This window comes from Streptomyces sp. NPDC002835 (assembly GCF_053591995.1).
The window spans coordinates 91,164-114,776 of record NZ_JBSFUW010000014.1; the positions used below are offsets into that span (position 1 = coordinate 91,164).

At 71.6% G+C, this 23,613-nt stretch carries 20 protein-coding genes; 15 read left to right on the forward strand and 5 right to left on the reverse strand.

Annotated features, from left to right (window positions below; genetic code table 11):
• The first annotated feature begins 140 nt into the window (after positions 1 to 140).
• From ACWD01_RS17680 to ACWD01_RS17735, 12 genes are all read left to right on the forward strand, one after another.
• Complete coding sequence (locus tag ACWD01_RS17680) at positions 141 to 794, forward strand: GntR family transcriptional regulator (RefSeq protein WP_451162722.1); 654 nt, start codon at positions 141 to 143, stop codon at positions 792 to 794.
• On the forward strand, positions 791 to 1,705 hold the full coding sequence (locus tag ACWD01_RS17685) for a dihydrodipicolinate synthase family protein (protein WP_451162724.1): 915 nt from the start codon (positions 791 to 793) through the stop codon (positions 1,703 to 1,705). The genes ACWD01_RS17680 and ACWD01_RS17685 overlap by 4 nt, the downstream gene beginning before the upstream one ends.
• Positions 1,702 to 3,426: an L-arabinonate dehydratase gene (araD, locus tag ACWD01_RS17690; RefSeq protein WP_451162726.1), complete on the forward strand. Its 1,725-nt coding sequence runs from the start codon at positions 1,702 to 1,704 to the stop codon at positions 3,424 to 3,426. Before ACWD01_RS17685 ends, araD begins: the two co-directional genes overlap by 4 nt.
• Positions 3,427 to 3,513: 87 nt before the next feature.
• Positions 3,514 to 4,464, forward strand: a complete 951-nt coding sequence (locus tag ACWD01_RS17695; RefSeq protein ID WP_451162728.1) for a carbohydrate ABC transporter permease — start codon at positions 3,514 to 3,516, stop codon at positions 4,462 to 4,464.
• Complete coding sequence (locus tag ACWD01_RS17700; RefSeq protein WP_451162730.1) at positions 4,461 to 5,360, forward strand: carbohydrate ABC transporter permease; 900 nt, start codon at positions 4,461 to 4,463, stop codon at positions 5,358 to 5,360. The genes ACWD01_RS17695 and ACWD01_RS17700 overlap by 4 nt, the downstream gene beginning before the upstream one ends.
• Complete coding sequence (locus ACWD01_RS17705; protein WP_451162732.1) at positions 5,357 to 6,520, forward strand: Gfo/Idh/MocA family protein; 1,164 nt, start codon at positions 5,357 to 5,359, stop codon at positions 6,518 to 6,520. Before ACWD01_RS17700 ends, ACWD01_RS17705 begins: the two co-directional genes overlap by 4 nt.
• The gene (locus tag ACWD01_RS17710) at positions 6,517 to 7,356 is read left to right on the forward strand and encodes a DUF6807 domain-containing protein (protein WP_451162734.1); all 840 of its coding nucleotides are present in this window, start codon (positions 6,517 to 6,519) and stop codon (positions 7,354 to 7,356) included. Before ACWD01_RS17705 ends, ACWD01_RS17710 begins: the two co-directional genes overlap by 4 nt.
• Positions 7,353 to 8,996 carry a family 43 glycosylhydrolase gene (locus ACWD01_RS17715; RefSeq protein WP_451162736.1) on the forward strand — a complete coding sequence of 548 codons (1,644 nt, stop codon included), beginning with the start codon at positions 7,353 to 7,355 and terminating at the stop codon, positions 8,994 to 8,996. Before ACWD01_RS17710 ends, ACWD01_RS17715 begins: the two co-directional genes overlap by 4 nt.
• Positions 8,993 to 10,333 carry an ABC transporter substrate-binding protein gene (locus ACWD01_RS17720; RefSeq protein ID WP_451162738.1) on the forward strand — a complete coding sequence of 447 codons (1,341 nt, stop codon included), beginning with the start codon at positions 8,993 to 8,995 and terminating at the stop codon, positions 10,331 to 10,333. Before ACWD01_RS17715 ends, ACWD01_RS17720 begins: the two co-directional genes overlap by 4 nt.
• Positions 10,330 to 11,121, forward strand: coding sequence for a rhamnogalacturonan acetylesterase (locus ACWD01_RS17725; protein ID WP_451162740.1), 792 nt, complete (start codon positions 10,330 to 10,332; stop codon positions 11,119 to 11,121). The genes ACWD01_RS17720 and ACWD01_RS17725 overlap by 4 nt, the downstream gene beginning before the upstream one ends.
• Before the next feature lie 19 nt (positions 11,122 to 11,140).
• Positions 11,141 to 12,469 carry a pectate lyase family protein gene (locus ACWD01_RS17730; protein WP_451162742.1) on the forward strand — a complete coding sequence of 443 codons (1,329 nt, stop codon included), beginning with the start codon at positions 11,141 to 11,143 and terminating at the stop codon, positions 12,467 to 12,469.
• A gap of 19 nt (positions 12,470 to 12,488) precedes the next feature.
• Positions 12,489 to 13,610 carry a pectinesterase family protein gene (locus ACWD01_RS17735; protein WP_451162744.1) on the forward strand — a complete coding sequence of 374 codons (1,122 nt, stop codon included), beginning with the start codon at positions 12,489 to 12,491 and terminating at the stop codon, positions 13,608 to 13,610.
• 66 nt (positions 13,611 to 13,676) lie between these two features.
• On the opposite strand, the gene ACWD01_RS17740 is transcribed toward ACWD01_RS17735, so the two are convergent.
• The 5 genes from ACWD01_RS17740 to ACWD01_RS17760 all read right to left on the reverse strand — a co-directional run bounded on the left by ACWD01_RS17740 (position 13,677) and on the right by ACWD01_RS17760 (position 18,804).
• Complete coding sequence (locus tag ACWD01_RS17740; protein ID WP_451162746.1) at positions 13,677 to 14,486, reverse strand: pectate lyase; 810 nt, start codon at positions 14,484 to 14,486, stop codon at positions 13,677 to 13,679.
• A 99-nt stretch (positions 14,487 to 14,585) separates the two neighbouring features.
• Positions 14,586 to 15,266, reverse strand: a complete 681-nt coding sequence (locus ACWD01_RS17745) for a hypothetical protein (RefSeq protein ID WP_451162748.1) — start codon at positions 15,264 to 15,266, stop codon at positions 14,586 to 14,588.
• Positions 15,263 to 15,793 carry a SigE family RNA polymerase sigma factor gene (locus ACWD01_RS17750; RefSeq protein WP_356890928.1) on the reverse strand — a complete coding sequence of 177 codons (531 nt, stop codon included), beginning with the start codon at positions 15,791 to 15,793 and terminating at the stop codon, positions 15,263 to 15,265. Before ACWD01_RS17750 ends, ACWD01_RS17745 begins: the two co-directional genes overlap by 4 nt.
• A 37-nt stretch (positions 15,794 to 15,830) precedes the next feature.
• Positions 15,831 to 16,838, reverse strand: a complete 1,008-nt coding sequence (locus ACWD01_RS17755; RefSeq protein WP_451162750.1) for a LacI family DNA-binding transcriptional regulator — start codon at positions 16,836 to 16,838, stop codon at positions 15,831 to 15,833.
• A 202-nt stretch (positions 16,839 to 17,040) separates the two neighbouring features.
• Positions 17,041 to 18,804, reverse strand: a complete 1,764-nt coding sequence (locus tag ACWD01_RS17760) for a glycoside hydrolase family 6 protein (protein ID WP_451162873.1) — start codon at positions 18,802 to 18,804, stop codon at positions 17,041 to 17,043.
• Between the two features lie 523 nt (positions 18,805 to 19,327).
• Here ACWD01_RS17760 and ACWD01_RS17765 point away from each other — a divergent pair.
• From ACWD01_RS17765 to ACWD01_RS17775, 3 genes are all read left to right on the forward strand, one after another.
• Positions 19,328 to 22,243, forward strand: a complete 2,916-nt coding sequence (locus tag ACWD01_RS17765; protein ID WP_451162752.1) for a glycoside hydrolase family 48 protein — start codon at positions 19,328 to 19,330, stop codon at positions 22,241 to 22,243.
• A 175-nt stretch (positions 22,244 to 22,418) separates the two neighbouring features.
• Positions 22,419 to 22,868 (forward strand): hypothetical protein, encoded by a 450-nt coding sequence (locus ACWD01_RS17770; protein WP_451162754.1) that lies wholly within the window; start codon positions 22,419 to 22,421, stop codon positions 22,866 to 22,868.
• Positions 22,865 to 23,611, forward strand: a complete 747-nt coding sequence (locus ACWD01_RS17775) for a hypothetical protein (RefSeq protein WP_451162756.1) — start codon at positions 22,865 to 22,867, stop codon at positions 23,609 to 23,611. Before ACWD01_RS17770 ends, ACWD01_RS17775 begins: the two co-directional genes overlap by 4 nt.
• The last annotated feature ends 2 nt before the right edge of the window (positions 23,612 to 23,613 follow it).

The following is a 23,613-nucleotide window of genomic DNA, read 5'->3' on the forward strand; positions in this document are numbered from 1 at the left end:
TGACGGTCGGGCCCTTCCGCGTTCTCGCCCGAGGAATTTCTGCGCGAAGCATTGACGGCGCGTCATCGCGGCCCTACGTTCGGCGCGTTGCACTTCGTACGTCATATATGAGACGCGATACGCGAGATCTGAGAGTGCTGATGACCTTCGCCCCCACTCCGATCCCCTCCCGGACGCAGTACGTCCTGGAGGCGATCAAGCACGGCATCCTCACCGGTGGCCTCAGCCCCGGCCAGGCCCTGGTCGAGACCGAACTGGCCACGCAGTTCGGGGTGTCGAAGACCCCGGTGCGGGAGGCGCTCAAGACGCTGGCCGGCACCGGGCTGGTGGTGATGAGCCAGTACAAGGGCGTCACCGTCCGCATGGTCGACGCCGACATGGCGCGCGAGGTCTACGACGTGCGGCTGCTGCTCGAGCCGGAGGCGCTGCGGCGCTCGATCACCCGCCGCGCCTCCCTGGAGGAGGCGCGGACCGCGCTCGTCAGGGCCGACGAGGCGGCCGACCAGGCCGAACGGTCGCTGGCGAACCGGGAGTTCCACCGGGCGCTGTACGTCTCCTGCGGCAATCCGCTGCTGGCCCGGATGCTCGACGAGGTCCGCGACCAGGCGGCCCTGGTGTCCACGGTGGCGTGGGCGGCCGACCCGTCGTGGCAGCGGGAGGCGGATGAGCACCGCGAGATCCTGCGGCTCGCACTGGCCGGCGACGCCGACGCCGCGGCCCGCGCCCTGCACGAGCACATCGACTCGTTCGTGCAGCGGGCGTTCCCGATGACGGCCGAGGAGGCCCAGGCATGAGTGGCGATCCGGGCTTCACCTCCCTGCGGGATGCGCTCGCCGATGTGGTGGCCATCCCGGTCACGCCCTTCACCGCGGACGACACCGTCGACGCCGGCGCGTACCGGGCACTGGTGCGCCGGCTGCTCGACGGCGGTGTGCGCACGCTCACGCCCAACGGCAACACCGGCGAGTACTACGCGCTCGGCCCCGACGAGCGGCGCGCCGTCACCGAGTTGACGGTCGAGGAGTGCGCCGGCCGGGCCGTCGTCCTGGCCGGTGTGGGCCTCGACGTGCCGACGGCGGTCGCCGGCGCGCGGCACGCGCGGGACGTGGGCGCCCGGATGGTGATGGTGCATCAGCCGGTGCACCCGTATGTGTCGCAGGACGGCTGGGTGGACTATCACCGGGCGATCGCGGAGGCGGTGCCCGAGCTCGGGGTCGTGCCGTACGTCCGCAATCCGCAGCTGCGGGGCGAGCGCATGGCGGCGCTCGGGGAGCTGTGCCCCAATGTCATCGGTGTGAAGTATGCGGTCCCGGATGCGGCGCGGTTCGCGGCGTTCGCCCGCGACGCGGGCATGGAGCGGTTCGTGTGGATCGCGGGCCTCGCCGAGCTGTACGCGCCCTCGTACTTCTCCGCCGGCGCCACCGGGTTCACCTCGGGACTGGTGAATGTGTCGCCGTCCGTCTCGCTGGGGATGCTCGCCGCACTGCGCACCGGGGACCACGCGGCCGCCATGAAGATCTGGGAGCAGATCCGGCCGCTGGAGGAGCTGCGCGCCGCCCAGCGGTCCGCGGACAACGTGACGGTGGTCAAGGAGGCGCTGGCCTCGCTCGGTCTGTGCCGCCGCGACGTCCGCCCGCCGAGCAGCATGCTGGCGAGCGGGCGGCGGGACGAGGTCGCCGACCTGGTGGCCGGGTGGTCCGTATGACCGTGCGACCGGAGGAGTTGCGCAGCCACCAGTGGTACGGGACGGACGGGCTGCGCTCGTTCTCCCACCGGGCCCGTACCCGCCAGCTCGGCTATCTGCCCGAGGAGCACCTGGGCAAGCCGGTGATCGCCGTCCTCAACACCTGGTCCGACATCAACCCGTGCCATGCCCATCTGCGCGACCGGGCGCAGGCCGTGAAGCGGGCCGTGTGGCAGGCGGGCGGCTTCCCGTTGGAGTTCCCCGTCTCCACACTCTCCGAGACGTTCCAGAAGCCGACCCCGATGCTCTACCGCAACATGCTGGCGATGGAGACGGAGGAGCTGCTGCGCTCCTACCCGGTGGACGGCGCGGTGCTGCTGGGCGGCTGCGACAAGACGACGCCGGCGCTGCTGATGGGCGCCGCCAGCGCGGATCTGCCGGCGGTCTTCGTGCCGGCGGGCCCGATGCTGCCCGGCCACTGGCGGGGCGAGGTGCTGGGCTCCGGTACCGACATGTGGAAGTACTGGGACGACAAGCGGGCCGGGCTCATCGGCGACTGCGAGATGAGCGAACTGGAGGGCGGGCTCGCCCGCTCCCCCGGCACCTGCATGACCATGGGCACCGCGGCGACGCTGACCGCCGCCGCGGAGGCGCTGGGCGTGACCGTCCCCGGCGCGTCGTCGGTCCCCGCGGTCGACTCCGGCCACGACCGGATGGCGGCGGCGTCCGGACTGCGGATCGTGGAACTGGTGCGCCAGGACCTGCGGGTGTCGCGCATCCTCACCAGGGAGGCGTTCGAGGACGCGGTGACCACGGTGCTCGGTCTCGGCGGCTCCACCAACGCCGTCATCCATCTGATCGCCATGGCCGGGCGGGCGGGGGTGCCGCTGGACCTGGACGACTTCGACCGGATCGCCCGTACGGTGCCGGTGCTCGCCAACGTCCGTCCCGGTGGCGGGCCTTATCTGATGGAGGACTTCCACTTCGCGGGCGGCCTGCCGGGCTTCCTGTCCCGCATCCGGGACCTGCTCCACCTGGACCGGCCGACCGTCGCCCACGCCACGCTGCGCGAGCAGCTCGACGGCGCGCTGGTGCACAACGACGACGTGATCCGCACCCGTGACAACCCGGTCGCAGCCGAGGGCGGGGTCGCCGTCCTGCGGGGCAACCTCTGCCCCGACGGCGCCGTCATCAAGCACGTCGCCGCCGACCCGGCGCTGCTGAAGCACACCGGACCGGCGGTGGTCTTCCCGGACTACCGGACGATGCAGCGCACAATCGACGACCCGTCGCTCGGCATCACCGCGAACCATGTGCTGGTCCTGCAGAACGCGGGCCCGAAGGGCGGGCCCGGTATGCCGGAGTACGGGATGCTGCCACTGCCGGACCACCTGCTGAAGCAGGGCGTGCGGGACATGGTCCGGATCTCCGACGCCCGTATGAGCGGCACCAGTTACGGCACCTGCGTGCTGCACGTCGCCCCCGAGTCGTATGTGGGCGGGCCGCTGGCCCTGGTCCGCACCGGGGACCTGATCACGCTCGACGTCGAGGCGCGTTCACTGCGTCTCGAGGTGTCCGACGCGGAGCTGGAGCGGCGCAGGTCGCAGTGGACCCCGCCGCCGGCCCGTTACGAGCGCGGCTACGGCGCGCTCTACAGCGAGCAGGTCACCCAGGCCGACACGGGATGCGACTTCGCGTTCCTGGCCAGGCCGGGCGACGTCCCGGACCCGTACGCCGGCTGAGACCGGCGCCCTCCCCCTTCTTACTCCTTCGCCCGTCATCCGCACAGCGCCGGAGAAAGCACTTACCATCAGATCGGAGATGCAGTCATGGCCCAAGCTGTGGCGCAGAAATCGCCAGGGCCGCCGACCCGGCGGCCGGGGGCGCCCGGCCGCCGTACAGGGTCGGTCCCACGCCGGCTGCCGTATCTGCTGATCGCTCCCGCCGGGCTGCTGTTGCTCGGTTTCATCGCGTACCCGGTGCTGAGCGTCTTCTATTACAGCCTGCAGGAGTACAACCCGACCAAGCCGTGGCGCAACGGCTTCGCCGGCTTCTCGAACTTCACAACGATCTTCACTGAGGACCCGCTCTTCTGGGACACCCTGACCTTCAGCCTCAAGTGGGTCGTGGTCGAGGTGGGCCTGCAGCTGCTGTTCGGCCTGGCACTCGCGCTGATCATCAACCAGACCTTCGCCGGCCGGGCCCTCGGCAGGGCGCTGGTGTTCTCGCCGTGGGCCGTCTCCGGGGTGCTGACCTCGGCGATCTGGGTGCTGCTCTACAACTCCCAGACCGGCCTCACCCGTTACCTCGCGGACTTCGGCATCGGCGAGTACGGCACCTCGTGGCTCTCCGACACCTCGACCGTGTTCTCCGCGGTGGTCATCGCGGACCTGTGGCGAGGCGTGCCGTTCTTCGCGATCCTCATCCTCGCCGACCTCCAGTCCGTGCCCAAGGACCTGTACGAGGCGGCCGAGGTGGACGGGGCCAGCCGGATACGGCAGTTCCTGCACATCACACTGCCGCACCTGAAGGACGCGATCGTCCTGTCCACCCTCCTGCGGGCGGTGTGGGAGTTCAACAACGTCGACCTGCTCTACACCCTGACCGGCGGCGGACCGGCCGGCGAGACGACCACGCTGCCGCTCTACATCGCCAACACCAGTGTCGACGCACATGACTTCGGATACGCGTCGGCACTGACGACGGTGGCGTTCGTGATCCTGCTCTTCTTCTCGATGGTCTATCTGCGCCTGAGCAAGTTCGGAGGCCAGGACAAGTGATCACCACTTCGGTCACGCGCACCCCCACCCCCGCGCCCCCGGCGGCCGCCGCCCCGCCGCCCGCTCCCCGGCGCCGCAGGCGCGCCTGGGACGAGGTGCCGCGGTGGCAGATCTATCTGCCGTTCGGCGTCTATCTCGTCTTCACGCTCGTCCCCTTCTACTGGATCCTGCTCTTCGCGCTCCGCCCCTCCGGGTCGACCTCGCTGGTGCCGTGGCCGATGACCACGGAGCACTTCGAGAAGGTGTGGACCGAGCGCGCCTTCGCCACCTACTTCCAGAACAGCGTTCTCACCGGCATCGCCGTCCTCTTCATGACGACGGTGGTCGCACTGGCCGGCGGCTACGCGCTCGCCCGCTTCGACTTCCGCCTCAAGAAGGCGTTCATGCTGGCGCTGCTGTGCTCCCAGTTCGTACCGGGCGCGCTGCTGCTGGTACCGCTCTTCGAGATCTTCGCGAATCTGCGGATGATCAACTCGCTGGGCAGCGTCATCCTCGCGGAGACCGTCTTCCAGCTCCCCCTGTCGATGATCCTCATCAGCGGATTCATCAAGAACGTGCCGTACACCCTGGAGGAGGCGGCCTGGGTGGACGGCTGCAACCGCTTCAGCGCCTTCCGCGTCGTCGTGCTGCCGCTGCTGCGGCCCGGGCTGATCGCGGTCGGCTCCTTCGCCTTCGTGCACGCCTGGAACCACTTCCTGTTCGCCCTGATGTTCCTCAACAACCAGGACAAGCAGACCATCCCGGTCGGCCTCAACACCCTGATGGGCGCGGACAGCGTCGACCTCGGCGCGCTGGCGGCGGGCGGCGTCATCGCCGCCGTGCCGGTGGTGATCGTGTTCGCGTTCATCCAGAAGTGGCTGATCACCGGCTTCAGCGCGGGGGCGGTGAAGGGATGAGCACCGTACGCGAGCCGCTGCCGGTGGTGCTCGTCGGCGCCCGCGGCCACGGCGGCCACCACCTGGCGAACCTCCGAAGGCTCCAGCGGCAGGGGCTGGTGCGGCTGGCCGGCGTCTGCGACGTCCGCCCGCTCTTTTGGCAGGAGCTCGAAGGCTTCCCCGGCGCCGAGCAGTCGCCGGACCTCGACGCGCTGCTCGCCGCCACCGGCGCCCGGATCGCGGTCGTCTGCACACCGATCCAGACCCACACGGACCTGGCGCTGGTGGCCGCCCGGCGCGGCGCGCACCTGCTGCTGGAGAAGCCGCCGGCCCCCTCGTACGCGGAGTTCCGGCGGATGGCCGACGGGGTCGCGGCGGCGGGTGTCGCCTGTCAGATCGGCTTCCAGGCGCTCGGTTCGCACGCGCTGCCCGCGATCCGCTCGCTCGTCGCCGACGCCGCGATCGGCGAGGTGCGCGGCGTCGGGGCGGCCGGGGCGTGGGTGCGCGACGAGGCGTACTTCCGGCGCTCGCCCTGGGCGGGCCGCCGCCGGCTCGACGGCGTCGACGTGGTCGACGGGGTGCTGACCAACCCGCTCGCCCACGCGGTGTCGACGGCGCTGGCTCTGGCGGACAGCACGCGCGCCGAGGACATCACGGACGTCGAGACCGAGCTGTTCCGTGCCAACGCCGTCGAGTCCGACGACACGTCCTGCGTCCGGGTGACGACGGCGCGCGGCGGGCGGGTCACCGTGGCGGCGACTCTGTGCGCCGAGACCGCGGCCGAGCCGTACGTGATGGTGCACGGCACCCGGGGCCGGATCACCTTCTGGTACAAGCAGGACCAGGTGCTGCTGCAGCGGACCGGGCACGGCCCGGACGAGAGCGTCCACGGCCGGACCGACCTGCTGGAGAACCTGGTCCGGCATCTGACGGACGGCGCGGCGCTGCTCGTGCCGCCCGAGGTCTGCGGCGCCTTCATGCGCGTCGTGGAGGCCGTGCGCACCGCCCCCGATCCGGCGCCGCTGCCGCCGTCGGTGTGGCGCTCCGTCAAGGACGGCGGCGTGCCGCGGCGGGTGGTCCCGGGCGTCGACGCCCTCGTCGCCGCCGGCGCCACGTCCCTGCGCCTCTACTCCGAACTCGGCGCCCCCTGGGCGCGTCCCGCGGAGGTGGGCGCACCATGACGGACACGCTCACCCTCTGCTGCTCCGGACGCCCCGTCGGGCGCTACACCTTCCTGCCGGACATGGACCGCCGCTCCTCCCCGCGCCCCTACCTCCACCCGCTGACCACGCCGGCCGGCGTGCCGGTCACCGAGCTGCGGCCCGCGGACCACCCGCACCATGTGGGCGTGTCGGTCGCGGTGCCGGACGTGGCGGGGCACAACTTCTGGGGCGGGCGCACCTTCGTACGCGACCAGGGACCGACGGAGCTCGACAACCACGGCGAGCAGCGGCACACCGGCTTCAAACTGTGCGACAAGGACGGCTTCGTCGAGGAGCTGAGCTGGGTCGCGGGGAAACACACCCTGCTGCGCGAGCACCGCACGGTCGCGGCCACCCCGCTGACCGGCACGGCATGGGCCCTGGACCTCACCTTCTCGCTGACCAACACGGCGGGCACGGCCCTGTCCGTCGGCAGCCCCGCCACCAACGGGCGGCCGGGCGCCGCCTACGGGGGCTTCTTCTGGCGGGCCCCCAAGGAGCCGTCCCCGCCCGCGGTGTTCACCGACCGGGCCGACGGCGAGGCCGCCGCACACGGCGCGCGCGCCGGCTGGGTGGCCCTCGCGGGCGCCGGCTGGACGCTGGTGTTCGCCGGGGCGACCGGGCGCACCCGCGAGGACCCGTGGTTCGTCCGGGCCGAGGAGTACCCCGGCGTGGGTTCGTCGCTGGCGCACACCGAACGGCTGCCGATCGCGCCCGGTGAGACCGTCGTACGCCGTGTGGTGACCGTGGTCGCCGACGGGCGGCTGGACCGTGCGGGCGCGGCGGCGCTGGTCCGCAGGGCGGTGGCCGCGTGATCACCGGAGACCTCGGCGACGGCACGTACCGCAACCCGGTGCTGAACGCGGACTGGTCCGACCCCGACGTGGTCGCGGTCGGCGACGACTTCTACCTCACCGCGTCCAGTTTCGGCCGGGCCCCGGGGCTGCCGCTGCTGCACTCCCGCGACCTCGTCAACTGGAGCCTGGTCGGGCACGCGCTCAGGCGGCTGGAGCCGGCGGCCGCGTTCGCCGCCCCCCGGCACGACGGCGGGGTGTGGGCGCCCTCGATCCGGCACCACGACGGCCGCTTCTGGATCTTCTGGGGCGACCCCGACCACGGCATCTGGCAGGTCAACTCCCTCGACATCAGGCAGGGCTGGAGCCGTCCGCACCTGGTGAAGGAGGGCAGGGGGCTGATCGACCCGTGCCCCCTGTGGGACGAGGAGACCGGCGAGGCGTACCTCGTGCACGCCTGGGCCAGGTCCCGCTCCGGCATCAAGAACCGGCTCACCGGGCACCGGATGCGCCCCGACGGCAGCGCGCTGCTCGACGGCGGCCGGACCGTCGTGGACGGTGACGCACTGCCCGGCTGGTTCACCCTCGAAGGCCCCAAGCTGTACCGGCACGACGGGTGGTTCTGGATCCTCGCCCCCGCCGGCGGAGTCGCCACCGGCTGGCAGGGAGCCCTGCGCTCCCGGGACTTCTTCGGCCCCTACGAGGAGCGGGTCGTCCTGGAGCAGGGCGCCACCCCCGTCAACGGTCCGCACCAGGGCGGCTGGGTCCGGACCCGCCACGGCGAGGACTGGTTCCTGCACTTCCAGGAGCGCGGGGCGTACGGGCGGGTCGTCCATCTCCAGCCGATGCGGTGGGACGACGACGGCTGGCCCGTGCTCGGCGAGGACGGCTCGCCAGTGCTCCGCCACCCCAAGCCCGCGCTGCCGCGCCAGCCCCGGTGCGCGCCGGCCACCGACGACGCGTTCCCCGGCGGGCGGCACGGCCGCCAGTGGCAGTGGACCGCCAATCCGGGCGACGGCTGGGTGACGCTGCACTCGGGCGACGGTCTGCGGCTGATGTGCGTACGCGGCGGCGACGCGCACGATCTGCGCCGGCTGCCCCACGTACTCACCCAGCGGCTTCCGGGCCACGAGGCCGTCGTCGAGGTCGAACTGCGCCTGGACAGCGAGGAACCGGGGGCGCGGGCCGGGCTCGCGGTGCTCGGTGACGCGTTCTCCTGGATCGGCCTCGAGCGGGCGCCCGGCGGGGCGGTGCACCTGGTGCACCGGTTCGCCGAGGCCACCGCGGAGGCGGAGCGGGACGCCGCGCACCGGCGGCCCGCGCCCGAGGGCCGGGCGCGGCTGCGGATCGCGGTCGGGGCGGGGGCGCGGTGCCGGTTCTCGGCCGCGGTGCCCGGCGCGCTCGACCCCGGGTTCCTGCCGTCGGGCCAGGTCTTCACCGCCGCCCCGTGGCGCTGGGTCGGCGCCCTCCTCGGCCTGTTCGCCGCGGCGCCGGGGGACGGGCCCGCGGCGGCGGGTCACGCCGGCGCCGCGACGTTCACACAGTTCCGCATCACCCCCGTACACACACCCGGCACAGACAGCGCACCCGACCCACCCGGCACCCCCAGCCCATCCAACCCACCCAGCACGTCCGTACCAGCAGAAATGAGCCGACCATGAACATCTTCCGCCGGGGACACGGCAGAGCCGCCAGTGTCCTCGCCCTCACCTCGGCCCTCGCGCTGACCGCCACCGCCTGCGGCGACGGCGGTGGCGGAGCCGCCGGCGACAAGGGCGGCGAGGGCTCCGGCAAGGGCGAGATCACCTTCTGGGACAACAACGGCGGTGTGCGCACCGACGTGTGGAAGGAGATCATCGCCGACTTCGAGAAGAAGCACCCGGACATCAAGGTCGACTACGTCGGGGTCGCCTCGACCGAGGTCCAGTCCAAGTACGACACGGCCATCCAGGGCGGCGGCCTGCCCGACGTCGGCGGCGTCGGGGCCGCGATGCTGGCCGGGATCGCCGCGCAGGGCGCGCTGGAGCCCCTGGACGAGCGCATCGCCGCCAGCTCGCTCGACGGCAAGCTGAACACCGGCATGGTGGAGAGCGTGAAGGCCGCGGGCGGCCAGAACAAGATGTTCACGGTGCCGACCTCCGCGAGCAACGGTGTGCTGTACTACCGCACCGACCTGTTCGACAAGGCCGGTCTGGAGCCGCCGACCACCTGGTCGAAGTTCTTCACCGCCGCCGACCGGCTGACCGCCAGGGACAAGAACCGCTTCGGCTACACGATCCGCGGCGGCGCCGGCTCCATCGCCCAGGCGCTGGACGCCATATACGGCCAGAGCGGCATCGAGACGTTCTGGAACGGCGACCGCACCACCGTCAACGACCCGAAGAACGTGGCGGCGCTGGAGAAGTACGCGGCCCTCTTCAAGAAGAACACGCCGGCCGCCGACGTGAACAACGACTTCACCAAGATGGTCTCCCAGTGGGACAGCGGCGAGATCGGCATGCTCAACCACAACCTGGGCTCGTACAAGGACCATGTGAAGGCGCTGGGCACGGAGAAGTTCCGCGGCATCCCTCTCCCCACGGCCGACGACGGCACCCGGGTGCAGGTCTCCAACCCGGTCGACGGGCTCGGCCTGTTCAAGTCCAGCAAGAACAAGACGGCGGCCTGGAAGTTCATCGAGTTCGCCGCATCCCACGAGTCCAACAGCAAGTGGAACGAGTCGGCCGGCGCGATCCCCGCCCACACCGACGCGGCGAAGGACGCGTGGGTGCAGAAGGCGGAGCCCACCAGGCTGGCGGCCGAGGCGCTGTTCAGCGGTACGACGAAGATCGTGCAGCTGCCGTACTACCTGCCCGACTGGAACACCATCTCCAAGGCCGACAACGAGCCGGGCTTCCAAAAGGTGCTGCTCGGCAAGATGTCCGAGAAGGACTTCCTCGACACGCTCGCCGAGCAGCTCAACGAGGCGCAGGCCGAGTGGAAGCAGCAGAACAAGTGAGGCCCACCCGCCGCCAGGTGGTCGCGGCCGTCGCGGGCGTACCGCTCACGATCGCCGCGGCCCCCGCCGCCCCGGCGGCGGGCCGCCCGACGCGCACACTGTTCGTCGCGGGCGACTCGACCGCCGCGCAGAAGTACGCCGACGCCGCACCGGAGACCGGTTGGGGCATGGCGCTCCCGTTCTTCCTGGGCCGGTACGTGCGGGTCGACAACCACGCGGTGAACGGCCGCAGTTCGAAGAGCTTCGCCGACGAGGGCCGACTGGACGCCGTCTGGGAACGGATCCGCCCGGGCGACCTTCTGCTCGTTCAGTTCGGTCACAACGACGCCAAGAGCGCCGACCCGGCGCGGTACACCGAGCCGTGGTCGACGTACCAGGAACAGCTGCGCCGCTATGTCGAGGGGGCGCGGGCGCGCGGCGCCGTGCCGGTGCTCGCGACCTCCGTCGAGCGGCGCAGGTTCGACGCGCGGGGCGACGCGGTCACCACCCACGGCGACTACCCGGCGGCGATGCGGGCGCTGGCCGGCGAAACAGGCACCGCGCTCCTCGACATCCAGGCCCGCTCGATCGCCCGCTGGCAGGAGCTGGGCCCCGAGGGGACCAAGGCGTACTTCAACTGGACGCCCACCGAACAGGACAACACGCACTTCAATCCCCCGGGCGCCGTCGCGGTCGCACGGATGGTCGCCGGCGAGCTGCTGCGGGCCGGTGTGCTCGCCCCGCGCGACGTACGCCGTCTCGACGACGAGATCCCCGACTCATGGATCACCTGGCCACCGGCCGGCTGACAGGGAAGAGAGCCGCACCATGTCCACCAAGAGAAGCAACAGAAGCCGGCGACGCGCCGTCACGGCGGTCGTGGGATGCACCGCACTGGTCCTGTCCGTGACCGCGACGGCGGCGGCCGCACCGCACGGCGACCGCCACCACGGCCACCACCGGGACACGGCCCGCCAGACCCTGCCCGACCAGGACGGCTGGGCGGCGCTGGACGGCGGCACCACGGGCGGCGCGCACGCCGACCGCGCGCACGTCCACACCGTCACCACCTGGGAGCAGTTCAGAGCGGCGCTCGCCGACGAGAGCGACGCTCCCCGGATCATCAAGGTCAAGGGCACCCTCGACGCGACGGAGTCCGGGTGCGCGGCGTTCGAGGCCGAGGGGTACGACTTCGACACCTACCTCGCCGACTACCACCCCGACGTGTGGGGCTACGACACCGAGGTCAGCGGCCCGCAGGAGGACCTGCGCGCGCAGTCCGCCGACAACCAGGCCGAGGCCGTCAAGGCGTACGTGCCGCCGAACACCACCATCGTCGGCCTCGGCCGGGACGCGGGCATCGTCGGCGCCAGTCTCCAGGTCAAGGGCGTGGACAACGTCATCGTCCGCAACCTCACCCTGGAGAGCCCGCTGGACTGCTTCCCGCAGTGGGACCCCACCGACGGCGCCAACGGGGCGTGGAACTCGGAGTACGACAGCCTCGTCGTGTACGGCTCCACCCATGTGTGGATCGATCACAACACCTTCACCGACGGGCGCCACCCCGACAGTTCACTCCCCCGCTACTACGGCCAGCTGTACCAGCAGCACGACGGCGAGCTGGACATCGTGCGCGGCGCCGACCTGGTGACCGCCTCCTGGAACGTCTTCGCCGACCACGACAAGACACTGATGATCGGCAACAGCGACAGCGCCGGCGCCACCGACCGCGGGAAGCTCCGGGTCACCCTGCACCACAACCTCTTCAAGGACGTCGTGGAGCGCGCCCCGCGCGTCCGCTTCGGCCAGGTCGACGCGTACAACAACCACTACGTCGTCGACGGGGACGCGTACGGCTACACCTTCGGGATCGGCGCGGAGTCGCAGCTCGTGGCCGAGCGGAACTCCTTCTCGCTGCCGGACGGTGTCGGCGCCGGCCGGATCCTGAAGAAGTGGAAGGACGCGCCCGTCACAACGGAGGGCAACTACGTCAACGGCCGGCCGGTGGACCTGGTGGCCGTCCACAACGCGGAGGTGCCGGAGGAGACGCTGCGCCGGGACGCCGGCTGGACGCCGGTCCTGCGGACCCGGGTCGACCACCCACGGGCCGTCCCGTGGCTGGTCACGTACCGCGCGGGCGCCGGCCGGCTGCACTGACGGCCGAAAGGAGCCCACCATGACCACACATCCCACCGGCGTCGCCCGCCGGTCCCTGCTGGCGGCCGGCGCGGGAGCGGCGCTCGCCCTCGCCGTACAGCGGCCGGCGGCCGCCGCCGGCCGGCCCGGGCCCTTCGGCCCGTTCGGCTCCCCCACGGCCCGGCTCACACCGCGCACGCTGTACGTCCACCCCGGCGGGCTCGGCGACCACACCACCGTCCAGGCCGCCGTCTCCGCGGCGGACGGCCCCGGCCGCACGCTCGTCATCGCCCCCGGGACGTACCGCGAGGTGGTGACGGTCCCCGACACCCACGCCGGTCTCACCCTCATCGGCGCGAGCCGTGACCCGCGTGACGTCGTCCTGGTGTACGACAACGCGGCCGGCACCCCGCGGCCGGACGGCTCCGGCACCTACGGGACCAGCGGCTCCGCGACCACCACCGTGCGCGCCGCCGGCTTCACCGCCCGCTGGATCACCTTCGCCAACGACTGGCTGCGGGCTGACCATCCGGAGATCACCTCCACCCAGGCGGTCGCGCTCAAGGTGATGGGCGACCGCTCGGCGTTCCACCACTGCCGCTTCCTCGGCCACCAGGACACCCTCTACACCGACTCGCTCGCCCGGTCGGCCGTCGCGCGGCAGTACTTCTCGCACTGCTACGCCGAGGGCGACGTCGACTTCGTCTTCGGACGGGCCCGCGCGGTGTTCGGGAACTGCCGCTTCCACACCCTGGCGCGCGACGTGGACTTCACGCCCCAGGGCATGGTGTTCGCCCCGTCCACGGCCCGCGCGAACCCGTACGGCTTCCTCGCCGTGCGGTGCCGCTTCACCAGCGGCGCACCGGACGGCGCGTACAAACTGTCGCGGCCGTGGGTGCCCAGTTCGGACCCGACGGCATGGCCGTCGCTGGTGGTGCGCGACAGTGTGATCGGGCCGGGCATCGACGCCGTCGCCCCGTACACGAACATGCGGGACGCGTACCCGTGGCAGGCGCAGCGGTACGCCGAGTACCGCAACTCCGGTCCCGGGGCGCGGATCACCGTGCCGGAGAACCGGCCGCAACTGGACCGCGCCGGGGCTGCGTCGGCGACGCGGGAGGTGTATCTGGACGGCTGGGCGCCCCGGCGGAGCGCGGACTGACCCACGGCCGCGCAGGAGGCCCCCGCCGGGCGTGCCCGGCGGGGGCGTTCACCGTTGGCCGGGTCCTCAGTCGTAGCTGATGTCGGAGGAGCCGTAGCGGCAGTGGGTTCCGTCGGGGCCGCTGCCGATCTTCCTCGGCTCGTCGCCGTCGTCGTTGCCCTCGTAGCGGGCGCACAGCTCCATCTTGCGGCTGCCGTCTCCGTGGATGCGGATGTTGCGCAGCGCGGCCGTGTCGCCGTAGTTGCTGTTGATGCCGACGAGCGACTTGCCGGGCGCGGTGACGTCGACGTCGTTCACGATGATCGAACGCCGGTACTGCGTCGAGCAGTTGCCGCAGGAGCGGACCAGTTTGCCGAAGTCGGCGACCTGGAACTTGGTGACGACGAGTTTGCCCGCGCCGTTGAACTGGAAGACCTTGTCGGAGGCCTTGCGCGCGCCGCCGCCGTAGACGGTGTATACCGAGCCGGACGACTTGCCCTTGAAGCTCGCCGCGTCCTCGCCGACGTCCTCCCACCAGACGTTCTGGAGGGTGCAGCTGCCCATGCAGTGGACGCCGTCGGCGGCGGGGGGGCCGAGGACGACGTTCTTCAGGACCGCGCCGTCCTTGAGCTTGAAGACCGGGTCCTGTCCCTCGTCCTGGCCGCCGCCGCCGAGGCCGCCGCTGCCGTAGAAACGCTTCAGGCCGCCGTCGTAGGTGCCGGAGACCTCGATGGTGGCGGTCACCGCCTTGCTGCCCTTGGGCGTCGGCCAGGGGGAGGCCGCGCCGGCGGACGTGAGCATGCTGTTGGTGACGACGCCGGCCACGGTCAGCCCGAGCGCCGCGCCCAGCGCGGCGACCGCCCTGCGGCGGCGTGGGCTCCTCTTGTGTCGGCTCATTGTTCCGGTCCCTTCAATGTGGGGGCAGACCTACATGCGCAGGTCGCCGCCGAGGGGCCCGGGGTTGCCGCGTCGGCCGGGGTTTCTCCGTGATCCGGATCACTTACGGGCGGGGGTGAACTCCCCGCCGGTCTCGACCGGTTCGCCCGACAGCGTGGTCCGGACGGTGTACGTGTCGCCGCCCGCGTCGCGCCCGCCCTCGGCGTGGTTGTACTGGGCGGCGAAGACGTGCCGGCCCGGCGGGACGGTGCGGCCGGGGCGCAGCACCCAGCGGTAGACGAGGGCGCCGCTGTCCTCGCGTACGGAGAAGTCGAAGTCCGCGGCGGGGCGGGTGCGCCAGTTGCCGGTGCTCTCGACGCCGCCGGTGCGGGCGACGCGCAGCTCCACGGTGAGCGCGGTGAGTTCCCCGGCGTTCTTCACGGTGACGTTGGACTGTGCCCAGTAGCTGTTGCTGTGCGGGTCCACCGAGCCGTCGGTCCACAGCCGGCCGTCGCCGGTGCCGGCCGGCGCGGACGGGGTGGCCGGGGGCGCCGCCACGCCACTCCCGTCGCCCTCGTGGTCCATGGCCGCCACGGCGTAGCCGCCGAGCGCCAGGACCGCGACGACGGCCGCCGTCGCCCCGGCGATCCGCACCCGGCCGGCCCTGGGCAGCGGCGGCCGGACGACCGGGTGCGGCTCCTCGGCCATGCCGCGCTCGACGCGGGCGAGCATCCGCGCCCGGTCGGGGCTGTGCGACCGGGCCGCCTCCCGCAGCCGCCCGCGTACCTCGTCGTGCGTCACTTCCTGCCTCCGACCAGATCGACGGCCGCCTGGGGGCCCAGCAGCCGGTGCAGTTCCGCCATGCCCTTGGAGGTCTGGCTCTTGACCGTGCCGACCGAGATGCCGAGCACCAGGGACGTGTCGCGTTCCGACAGGTCGAAGGCGTGGCGCAGCACGACGCAGGCGCGCTTGCGGAACGGCAGCGCGCGCAGCGCCTCCTGTACGTCCACGACGCCGGGCACGTCGGGGCCCTCCACCGTGTCGGGGCGCCGGGACCAGAACAGCGCGACCCGGCGGCGCTCCCGGACGGCGCTCCTGATGCGGCTGCGGGCGAGGTTGGCGACCACGCCGCGGGCGTAGGCGGCGGGATGCTCGGCGGCGCGGGCCCGGTCCCAGCGGTGCCACAGCGCGAGCATCGCGTCCGCGGCGAGGTCGTCGGCGGCGTCGGCCTCGCCGGTCAGCAGGTGGGCGAGGCGGGCCAGTTCCGCGTAGTGGCGCTCGAAGAAGTCCTGGAACTCCGCGCGCGCGTCAGCGGCGGGTGTGCCCACGGCGGTGTCCTCTCTCCGGGTCTTCGGGGCGCGGCGGTCAGCGGGGCGCCGGTCCCGAGCTGGCCCGTACGGTCAGTTCGGGCGGCAGCAGTACGGTACCGGCGGCCTGGCGGCCGTCGAGCACGGCCACCACCTGTTCCACGGCGCGCCTGCCCATCTCCTGCGCCGGGACGGCGACGGCGGTGAGCGGGACGGAGGCCCGCTCGGCGACCTGGTCGGGACAGATCGCCACGACGGAGACGTCCTCCGGGACGGCCAGCCGGCGCTGGCGCAGCAGTGCGAGCAGCGGGTCGGCGGCGGCCTCGTTCTGGACCACGAAGGCGGTGGTGCCGGGGCGTTCCTCGAGGATTCTGCCGAGTGTGGCGTCGACGGCGGTCCAGCCGCTCCCGCAGGGGCGGTGGAGCAGCCGCGCTCCGCGCGCACCGGCGGCGGACCGCAGGCCGGCGAGGGTGCGCTCGGCGAAGCCGGTGCGGCGTTCGTAGACCCCGGGCGCCTCGCCGACGAACGCGATCTGCCGGTGGCCGAGTCCGGCGAGGTGTTCCACGCACAGCGCCCCCGCCGCCTCGAAGTCGAGGTCGACGCAGCTCAGCCGGTCGGCGTCGGCGGGCAGTCCGATGAGAACGGAGGGCCGCCGCGCCTCGCGCAGCAGCGGCAGACGCTCGTCGTCGAGCTCGACGTCCATGACGATCATCGCGTCGGCGACCGCGCTGCCCTCGACGCGGCGCACGGCGTCCGGACCCTCCTCGCCGGTGAGGAGGAGGACGTCGTAGCCGTGGGCACGGGCGGTGGTGGTGACCGCCATGGCGATCTGGAGCATCACGGGCACGTAGACGTCGGTGCGCAGCGGGACCATCAGGGCGATGATGTCCGAGCGGCTGCTGGCGAGGGCCCGGGCGCCCGCGTGGGGCCGGTAGCCGAGCTCCTCGATGCTGCGGTTCACGCGGTCGCGGGTGGTCCCGGAGATCGAGCGTTTTCCGCTGAGCACATAGCTGACGGTGCTGGCCGAGACTCCGGCGTGGCGGGCGACATCGGCAAGGGTGACCATCACGTTCTCCACAGCGGGACGTACGGACGCGCCTCGGCGCCCTGGGCCATGACCCTAAGTTGCGGGTCAAGGCGTGTCCAGGCCGGCCGGGGCGCGTCCGTCGCGGTGGCGCCGGGCCACCGGGTCACCGGACCGCGGTGACCCGGTGACCCGGTGACCCGGCTCGTGTGCCGGAGATTCCCGGGGTGTTCCAGGAGTGTCCTCAGAGCGCGGGATGCGCGTTCTTCATGAGCTCCTGGAACTGCGCGGAGAACCAGTGTCCGGCGACGGGGGCGTCGCCCAGCGCGCCGGACATGTTGTTCCCGTTGCGGGCGTTACCGGTGTACGTGGGGTCGCACATCCGGTCGAAGCCCTTGCCCTCGTCGTTCGGGATCTCCTTGCTGGAGCCGTCGGACTCACCCGGCGGCTTGACCCACAGGTAGGCGTCGATGCCCGGCTCGGGAGCCGCCTGCGGCCGCTCGCCGATTCCGGCGCCTGCCTGGTTGCACCAGTTGCCGAGGTGGATGCGGCGGTCGAGCTTGCCACCGTTGACATAGGTGTCGACGTTGGTCTGCGGTCCCGGTCCGGTGGGCCGGTCGGCGCCGCCCCAGCCGTTGCGGGAGGTGTCGATCAGCATGCCGATGTCGGAGGCGAAGCCGGCCTGGACCAGACGCCCGCGGAAGGCCTGCGCGTACGACAGCTCATCGACGTAGCGGTTCCAGTCGACCCACTTGGACTGGCGCACCGAGGTGCCGTTCACCGAGTCGCCGATGTCGTAGTACGGCTCGTCGAGGATGCCGTAGTTGGCGGTGTTGGTGATGAAGCCGTGGACGTACTCGAGCTTGCTGCCCTCGGCCTTGGCGGCCTCTGCGAACAGCTCGGCGGAGGGGCCGAAGTTGTCGTCCCAGCCGAGCCAGCCGTGGTGTCCGGCGTCGATGTAGTTGTAGACGTTGGGGATCGGGCCGAGCTTGGACAGCGCGTAGCCGACGCCCTTGACGTAGTTGCCGTTCGCCTTCATCACGTCGCACTGCGGGGTGGCGGTGGGCCTGCTGCCCGCGTTGGTGATGAGGTTGGGCAACGAGTCGATCTCGATGACCGTGGTGATACGCAGGTCCGCGTACTTCGGGTCGGCGACGATCGACGCGATCGGGTCGATGAACTCGCTCTTGTAGCGCGGGAGTTCCTCGGGTCCGAGCTCACCGTTGGAGGCGAGGGCGGCGCAGTCGCGGCCGGGCAGGTCGTAGACGACGACGTTGATGGCGAGCGGGTCGCCGCCGGACTGGACGAGCGCCTCGTCGAGGTGGTCGCGCAGGCCCATGCCGCCGTTGACGCCCTCGATCGCCGCGATGCGGTCCAGCCACACCGAGGTGGAGGTGTTCGCGATGCGGCTGCCGCCCGGTTCGGCGGCGGCCTTCGCGGACCACTCGGGGTTGACGTACAGCTTGGCGCCGGCGAACGGGTTGTCCGCCTTGTCACCGGTCGGCGGGTCGGTCGGCGGGTCCGTGGGCGGGTCGGTAGGGGGATCGGTCGGCGGGTCCGTCGGGGTGGTGTCGCCGTTGCAGGCCACGCCGTTGACCGCGAAGGACGTCGGGGCGGTGTTGGTGCCGCTGTACGAGAACTGGGCGCCGGGCGAGACGGTGGCACCGGCCGCGATGGACCGGTTCCAGTCCGGGCCCTTGACCGTGATGGTCTTCCCTGACTGCGACCAGATGCCGTTCCAGCCGTTGCCCAGCTGCTGGTTGCCCGAGTAGGCGTAGGTCAGCGCCCAGTTGTCGAGGCTGGAGGTGCCGGTGTTCTTGATGTCCACCGTGGCGGTGAAGCCGGAGCCCCAGTCACTGGTCTTGTAGTCGACGCTGCAGGCGAGCGCCGCGGCGGCGGCCGGCGTCTGCATCACGGTGACCGCGCCGGCGCCGGTGGCGAGCAGGCTGCAGGCAGCCAGCAGCGCGGTCCGCTTTCTGCGCAGTGGTGGCGCGGTGTCGCGGCTCATTGTGTCGCGGCTCATGGGGTGACGTTTCCTCTCGTCGACGGAGCAGAGCGGGGGCGTGCGACTGGTCGGCCGGCCGCACGAGAACCGGCAAATCCATGGGAGCGCTCCCAGCCAAAGTGGCCGGATTCCATGGAGGAATCCACTGACTCGGGAGGCTCGACCCGCAATGGCGCAAGCCGCCGCAGGGTGATGGCGTCCGGTGGCGGCGGGCCGCCGAACGGGGCGACGGGGAGGTGCGGGGGGTGACGCATGAGCGACTCCTTGCAGCTCGGACCCGCCGAAACCGGCGTGTCCAGTGATGGAACCGCTCCCACTGGTTGCACCGGAGGCTAGCGCCGAACCGCGCACCAGAAAAGGGGAGTTGGCAAATTTCTTGACGGAGCGCACCTCCGTACACCGGTTTCTGCGCCACCTCTTGACAGCCTTGCCCGGCCACTCCACCGTGGGAGCGCTCCCACTGGTTCAAGGCTTGTGCTCAGCCTCCACATGCCCAACTCCCAGAGCCGCTAGGAGAGTCACCCTCATGTCCCCACCAGGAAGACGGCGCCCGCTGCGGCGCGTACTGACGGCGCTCGCCGCCGTCCTCTCGCTCCCCCTGGCCCTGACCGCGACCGGCACCGGGCCGGCCCATGCCGCCGCCGTGCAGTGCAGTGTCGACTACAAGGCCAATGACTGGGGTTCCGGCTTCACCACCGACCTCACGATCACCAACCGCGGCTCAGAGGCCATCGACGACTGGACCCTCACCTACGACTACGCCGGGAACCAGCGGCTCAGCAACGGCTGGAACGGCACCTGGTCGCAGTCCGGCAGCACCGTCACCGTCAAGGCGCCCGCCTGGAGCAGCACGATCGCCGCCGGTGCCGCCGTCAGCACCGGCGCCCAGTTCTCCTACAGCGGCACCAACGCCGCCCCCACCTCCTTCTTCGTCAACGGCACCAAGTGCACCGGCGCGCACCAGCCGCCCATCGCGGTCCTGACCAGCCCGGCCGCCGGTGCCGTCTTCTCGGCCGGCGACCCCGTCCCGCTGGCCGCCACCGCCGCGGCCGCCGACGGCGCGACGGTGAGCAGGGTCGAGTTCTACAGCGACACCGCCCTGCTGGGCACGGACACCACCTCGCCGTACACCTTCAGCGCCACCGGCCTCGCGGCCGGCTCCTACTCGCTCTACGCCAAGGCGTACGACAGCCAGGGCGCCTCCGCCGAGTCCTCCCCGGTCGGGATCACCGTGGCCGCCGGCCCCGCCCTGGTCGCCACGCCGTCCCAACTGGCGGTCGGGCAGGGCGAGTCGGGCACGTTCGCCGTCAAGCTCTCGACGCAGCCGGCGTCGAACGTCACGGCCGCGGTCGCCCGCACCGCGGGCAACTCCGGCCTGAGCGTGAGCAGCGGCGCGAGCCTCACCTTCACCCCGTCGAACTGGAACACCGCGCAGCAGGTCACCATCGCCGCCGACAGTGAGGGCACCGGCTCCGCCACCTTCGCCGTGACGGCGCCCGGCCACGCCGCCGCCGAGGTGACGGCGACGCAGCTCGGCGGTTCCAAGCAGTACGACGAGCGCTTCCTCGACCTGTACGGGAAGATCACCGACCCGGCCAACGGCTACTTCTCGCCCGAGGGCATCCCGTACCACTCGGTCGAGACGCTGATCGTCGAGGCCCCCGACCACGGGCACGAGACGACCTCCGAGGCGTACAGCTATCTGATCTGGCTGCAGGCCATGTACGGCCGGATCAGCGGCGACTGGACGAAGTTCAACGGCGCCTGGGAGATCATGGAGAAGTTCATGATCCCCAACCACGCCGACCAGGCCACCGGCTCCTTCTACGACCCGAACAAGCCGGCGACCTACGCACCGGAGCACGACCTGCCCTCCCAGTACCCGGCCGAGCTCCAGCCCTCCGTGGCCTCCGGCAAGGACCCGATCGCGGCCGAGCTGAAGAGCGCGTACGGCACGGACGACGTCTACGGCATGCACTGGCTCCAGGATGTCGACAACGTCTACGGGTACGGCAACGAGCCGGGCAAGTGCGAGGCCGGTCCGAGCGCCACCGGGCCCTCGTACATCAACACCTTCCAGCGCGGGCCGCAGGAGTCGGTCTGGGAGACCGTGCCCCAGCCGACCTGCGACCGGTTCGCCTACGGCGGCCCGAACGGCTATCTGGACCTGTTCACCAAGGACGCGTCCTACGCCAAGCAGTGGAAGTTCACCAACGCGCCGGACGCGGACGCCCGCGCCGTGCAGGCCGCCTACTGGGCGGACCTCTGGGCCAAGGAGCAGGGCAAGGGCTCCGAGGTCTCGGCGACGGTCGCCAAGGCCGCGAAGATGGGCGACTACCTGCGCTACGCCATGTTCGACAAGTACTTCAAGAAGATCGGCGACTGCGTCGGGCCGACGACCTGCCCGGGCGGCACCGGCAAGGACAGCTCGCACTACCTGCTGTCCTGGTACTACGCCTGGGGCGGCGCGAACGACGCCTCCGCGGGCTGGGCCTGGCGCATCGGCTCCAGTCACGCGCACGGCGGCTACCAGAACCCGATGGCCGCGTACGCGCTGAGCTCGTACGCACCGCTGAAGCCCAAGTCGGCGACCGGCCAGTCCGACTGGGCGAAGAGCCTGGAGCGGCAGATCGAGTTCTACCGCTGGCTGCAGGCCGACGAGGGCGCGATCGCGGGCGGCGCGACCAACAGCGTCGGCGGCCGCTACGAGGCCCCGGCGGCGGGCACGCCGACCTTCTACGGCATGGCGTACGACGAGAAGCCCGTCTACCACGACCCGCCGTCGAACCAGTGGTTCGGCTTCCAGGCGTGGTCGATGGAGCGGGTGGCCGAGTACTACCAGCAGACGGGCGACGCCAAGGCGAAGGCCGTGCTCGACAAGTGGGTCGACTGGGCCGTGTCGGAGACGACCATCAACCCCGACGGCACGTTCCTGATGCCCTCCACCCTCCAGTGGTCCGGCAAGCCCGACACCTGGAACCCCTCGTCGCCGGGCGCCAACGCCGGCCTGCACGTGACCGTGGCCGACTACACCCAGGACGTGGGCGTGGCCGGTGCGTACGCCAAGGTGCTGACGTACTACGCGGCACGGTCGGGCGACGCCGACGCGAAGCGGGTGGCGAAGGGTCTGCTGGACGGCATGTGGGACCACCACCAGGACGCGCTGGGCATCGCGGTGCCGGAGACGCGGACCGACTACAACCGGTTCGACGACCCGGTGTACGTGCCGGACACCTTCACGGGCACGATGCCGAACGGCGACACGATCGACTCGTCGTCCACGTTCGCCTCGCTGCGCTCCTTCTACCAGGACGACCCGGCGTGGTCGAAGATCGAGGCCTATCTGGCGGGCGGCGCCGCGCCCGAGTTCACCTACCACCGTTTCTGGGCCCAGGCGGACATCGCGCTGGCCATGGGGGCGTACGCGGAGCTGCTCGAGTGACGCCGCCGCGTCGCTGAGCGGCCCCGGCACGCGGAGCCGGGCGGGCATCTCCCCCATGATGCCCGCCCGGTTCCGTCGCTGCGCGCGGGCGGAATTGTGATCCGTGTGACGTCAAGTCACTTCCGTTGCACAGGGAGTTCAGTAGAGTTGTGGGTGATCCAGGAGGGGAGAGCGCATGTCCGAATTACTGACGGCCGCGGCTTTCATCGCGCCGTTCATCAGCACCGCGGCGACGTCGTTCGCCGGCGCCGTCGCCCAGTCCGCGCAGACCGCGGTGGCGGACAGCGCGGTGGAGCGGGGGCGGGTGCTGCTGGGCAGGGTGCTGCGCCGGGGCGCCGACGACCCCGTCCCGACCGAGGACGACACCGCGGCGGCCACCGCCATCGAGGAACTCGCCCCGGACGACCGGGAGATCCTGGAGACCGCGGTCGGCGAATGGCTGGCCGACGGGGACGACCTGAGCGCGGATTCCCTGCGTACGCGCATCCGCGTCGCCCATCAGGAGTACCACGCGGGCGACCGGAACAGCGCGACGTCGTACGGCAACAACTCCCCCGCGATCGGCAGGCTGGACACGGCCACCTTCAACTACGGCTCGCAGCCCGGGCAGGGGGGCGGTAGTTGAGCGGCGACCCGCCGACGCGACGCGGCAGCGCCACCACGACGGGTGACAATTCGCCGGCGATCGGCATCATCGGCAAGGTGGTTCTCAGCCTCTTCGCTGGAGACGCCGTCGACAAGTTCGCAGACAAGGCGAAACGCTGGAACGGCTGGAACTGGCCGCCTTTCCTTCTGATCGTCCTGCTCGGCGGCTACGCCCTGATCACCGCGCCCGACGGGCCGCTGCGTCAGTTCGTATGGGTCTACCTCGCCCTCGGTGTCGCGGTGGGCCTGGCGCTCACCCGGCTCATCGCGCCCGCCGGCGAGAAACGGGCCCGCCGCTGGCGCGTTCTCATGTCGGCGACGGCGCTGATCTGCGCGGTGGCCGGGACGGTCGGCATGGACCATCTCGCGGACCACGGCGAGATCAATGTCACCGGCCGGACCGACATCAAGGGCGGCGAGACGGTCACCAACGGCTCCCGGCTCCGGCTCGTGGTCGACAGCCCCGTCGACCGCTCCCGGCTGCGCATCACGCTGGCGATTCGGGACGCGGCCCGCGCCGCCCAGTTCTGCGCGCCGGAGACCACCTACTCCGCCGAACTGCGGGGGAACACGAGCACCCGCGTCGAAGAGGTCAAGAGCGGACAGACGATCGAGTTCCCCCTCGGCGGCCTGCAGGGCGAGATCGAGGTAGGGATCATCCTGAGCACCGACGAGGGCTGCGAGATGGGCCTGTTCGTCGCGGACGCCGTACTTCACGACTGAGA

Excerpts from the sequence above, each read along its gene's own strand:
- ACWD01_RS17760 (WP_451162873.1), bottom strand. The coding sequence starts at position 18,804 with ATGAGCCGCGACACCGCGCCACCACTGCGCAGAAAGCGGACCGCGCTG.
- ACWD01_RS17755 (WP_451162750.1), bottom strand. The coding sequence starts at position 16,838 with ATGGTCACCCTTGCCGATGTCGCCCGCCACGCCGGAGTCTCGGCCAGC.
- ACWD01_RS17730 (WP_451162742.1), top strand. The coding sequence starts at position 11,141 with ATGTCCACCAAGAGAAGCAACAGAAGCCGGCGACGCGCCGTCACGGCG.
- ACWD01_RS17720 (WP_451162738.1), top strand. The coding sequence starts at position 8,993 with ATGAACATCTTCCGCCGGGGACACGGCAGAGCCGCCAGTGTCCTCGCC.
- ACWD01_RS17735 (WP_451162744.1), top strand. The coding sequence starts at position 12,489 with ATGACCACACATCCCACCGGCGTCGCCCGCCGGTCCCTGCTGGCGGCC.
- ACWD01_RS17710 (WP_451162734.1), top strand. The coding sequence starts at position 6,517 with ATGACGGACACGCTCACCCTCTGCTGCTCCGGACGCCCCGTCGGGCGC.
- ACWD01_RS17680 (WP_451162722.1), top strand. The coding sequence starts at position 141 with ATGACCTTCGCCCCCACTCCGATCCCCTCCCGGACGCAGTACGTCCTG.
- ACWD01_RS17685 (WP_451162724.1), top strand. The coding sequence starts at position 791 with ATGAGTGGCGATCCGGGCTTCACCTCCCTGCGGGATGCGCTCGCCGAT.
- ACWD01_RS17705 (WP_451162732.1), top strand. The coding sequence starts at position 5,357 with ATGAGCACCGTACGCGAGCCGCTGCCGGTGGTGCTCGTCGGCGCCCGC.
- ACWD01_RS17765 (WP_451162752.1), top strand. The coding sequence starts at position 19,328 with ATGTCCCCACCAGGAAGACGGCGCCCGCTGCGGCGCGTACTGACGGCG.
- ACWD01_RS17695 (WP_451162728.1), top strand. The coding sequence starts at position 3,514 with ATGGCCCAAGCTGTGGCGCAGAAATCGCCAGGGCCGCCGACCCGGCGG.
- ACWD01_RS17770 (WP_451162754.1), top strand. The coding sequence starts at position 22,419 with ATGTCCGAATTACTGACGGCCGCGGCTTTCATCGCGCCGTTCATCAGC.
- araD (WP_451162726.1), top strand. The coding sequence starts at position 1,702 with ATGACCGTGCGACCGGAGGAGTTGCGCAGCCACCAGTGGTACGGGACG.
- ACWD01_RS17740 (WP_451162746.1), bottom strand. The coding sequence starts at position 14,486 with ATGAGCCGACACAAGAGGAGCCCACGCCGCCGCAGGGCGGTCGCCGCG.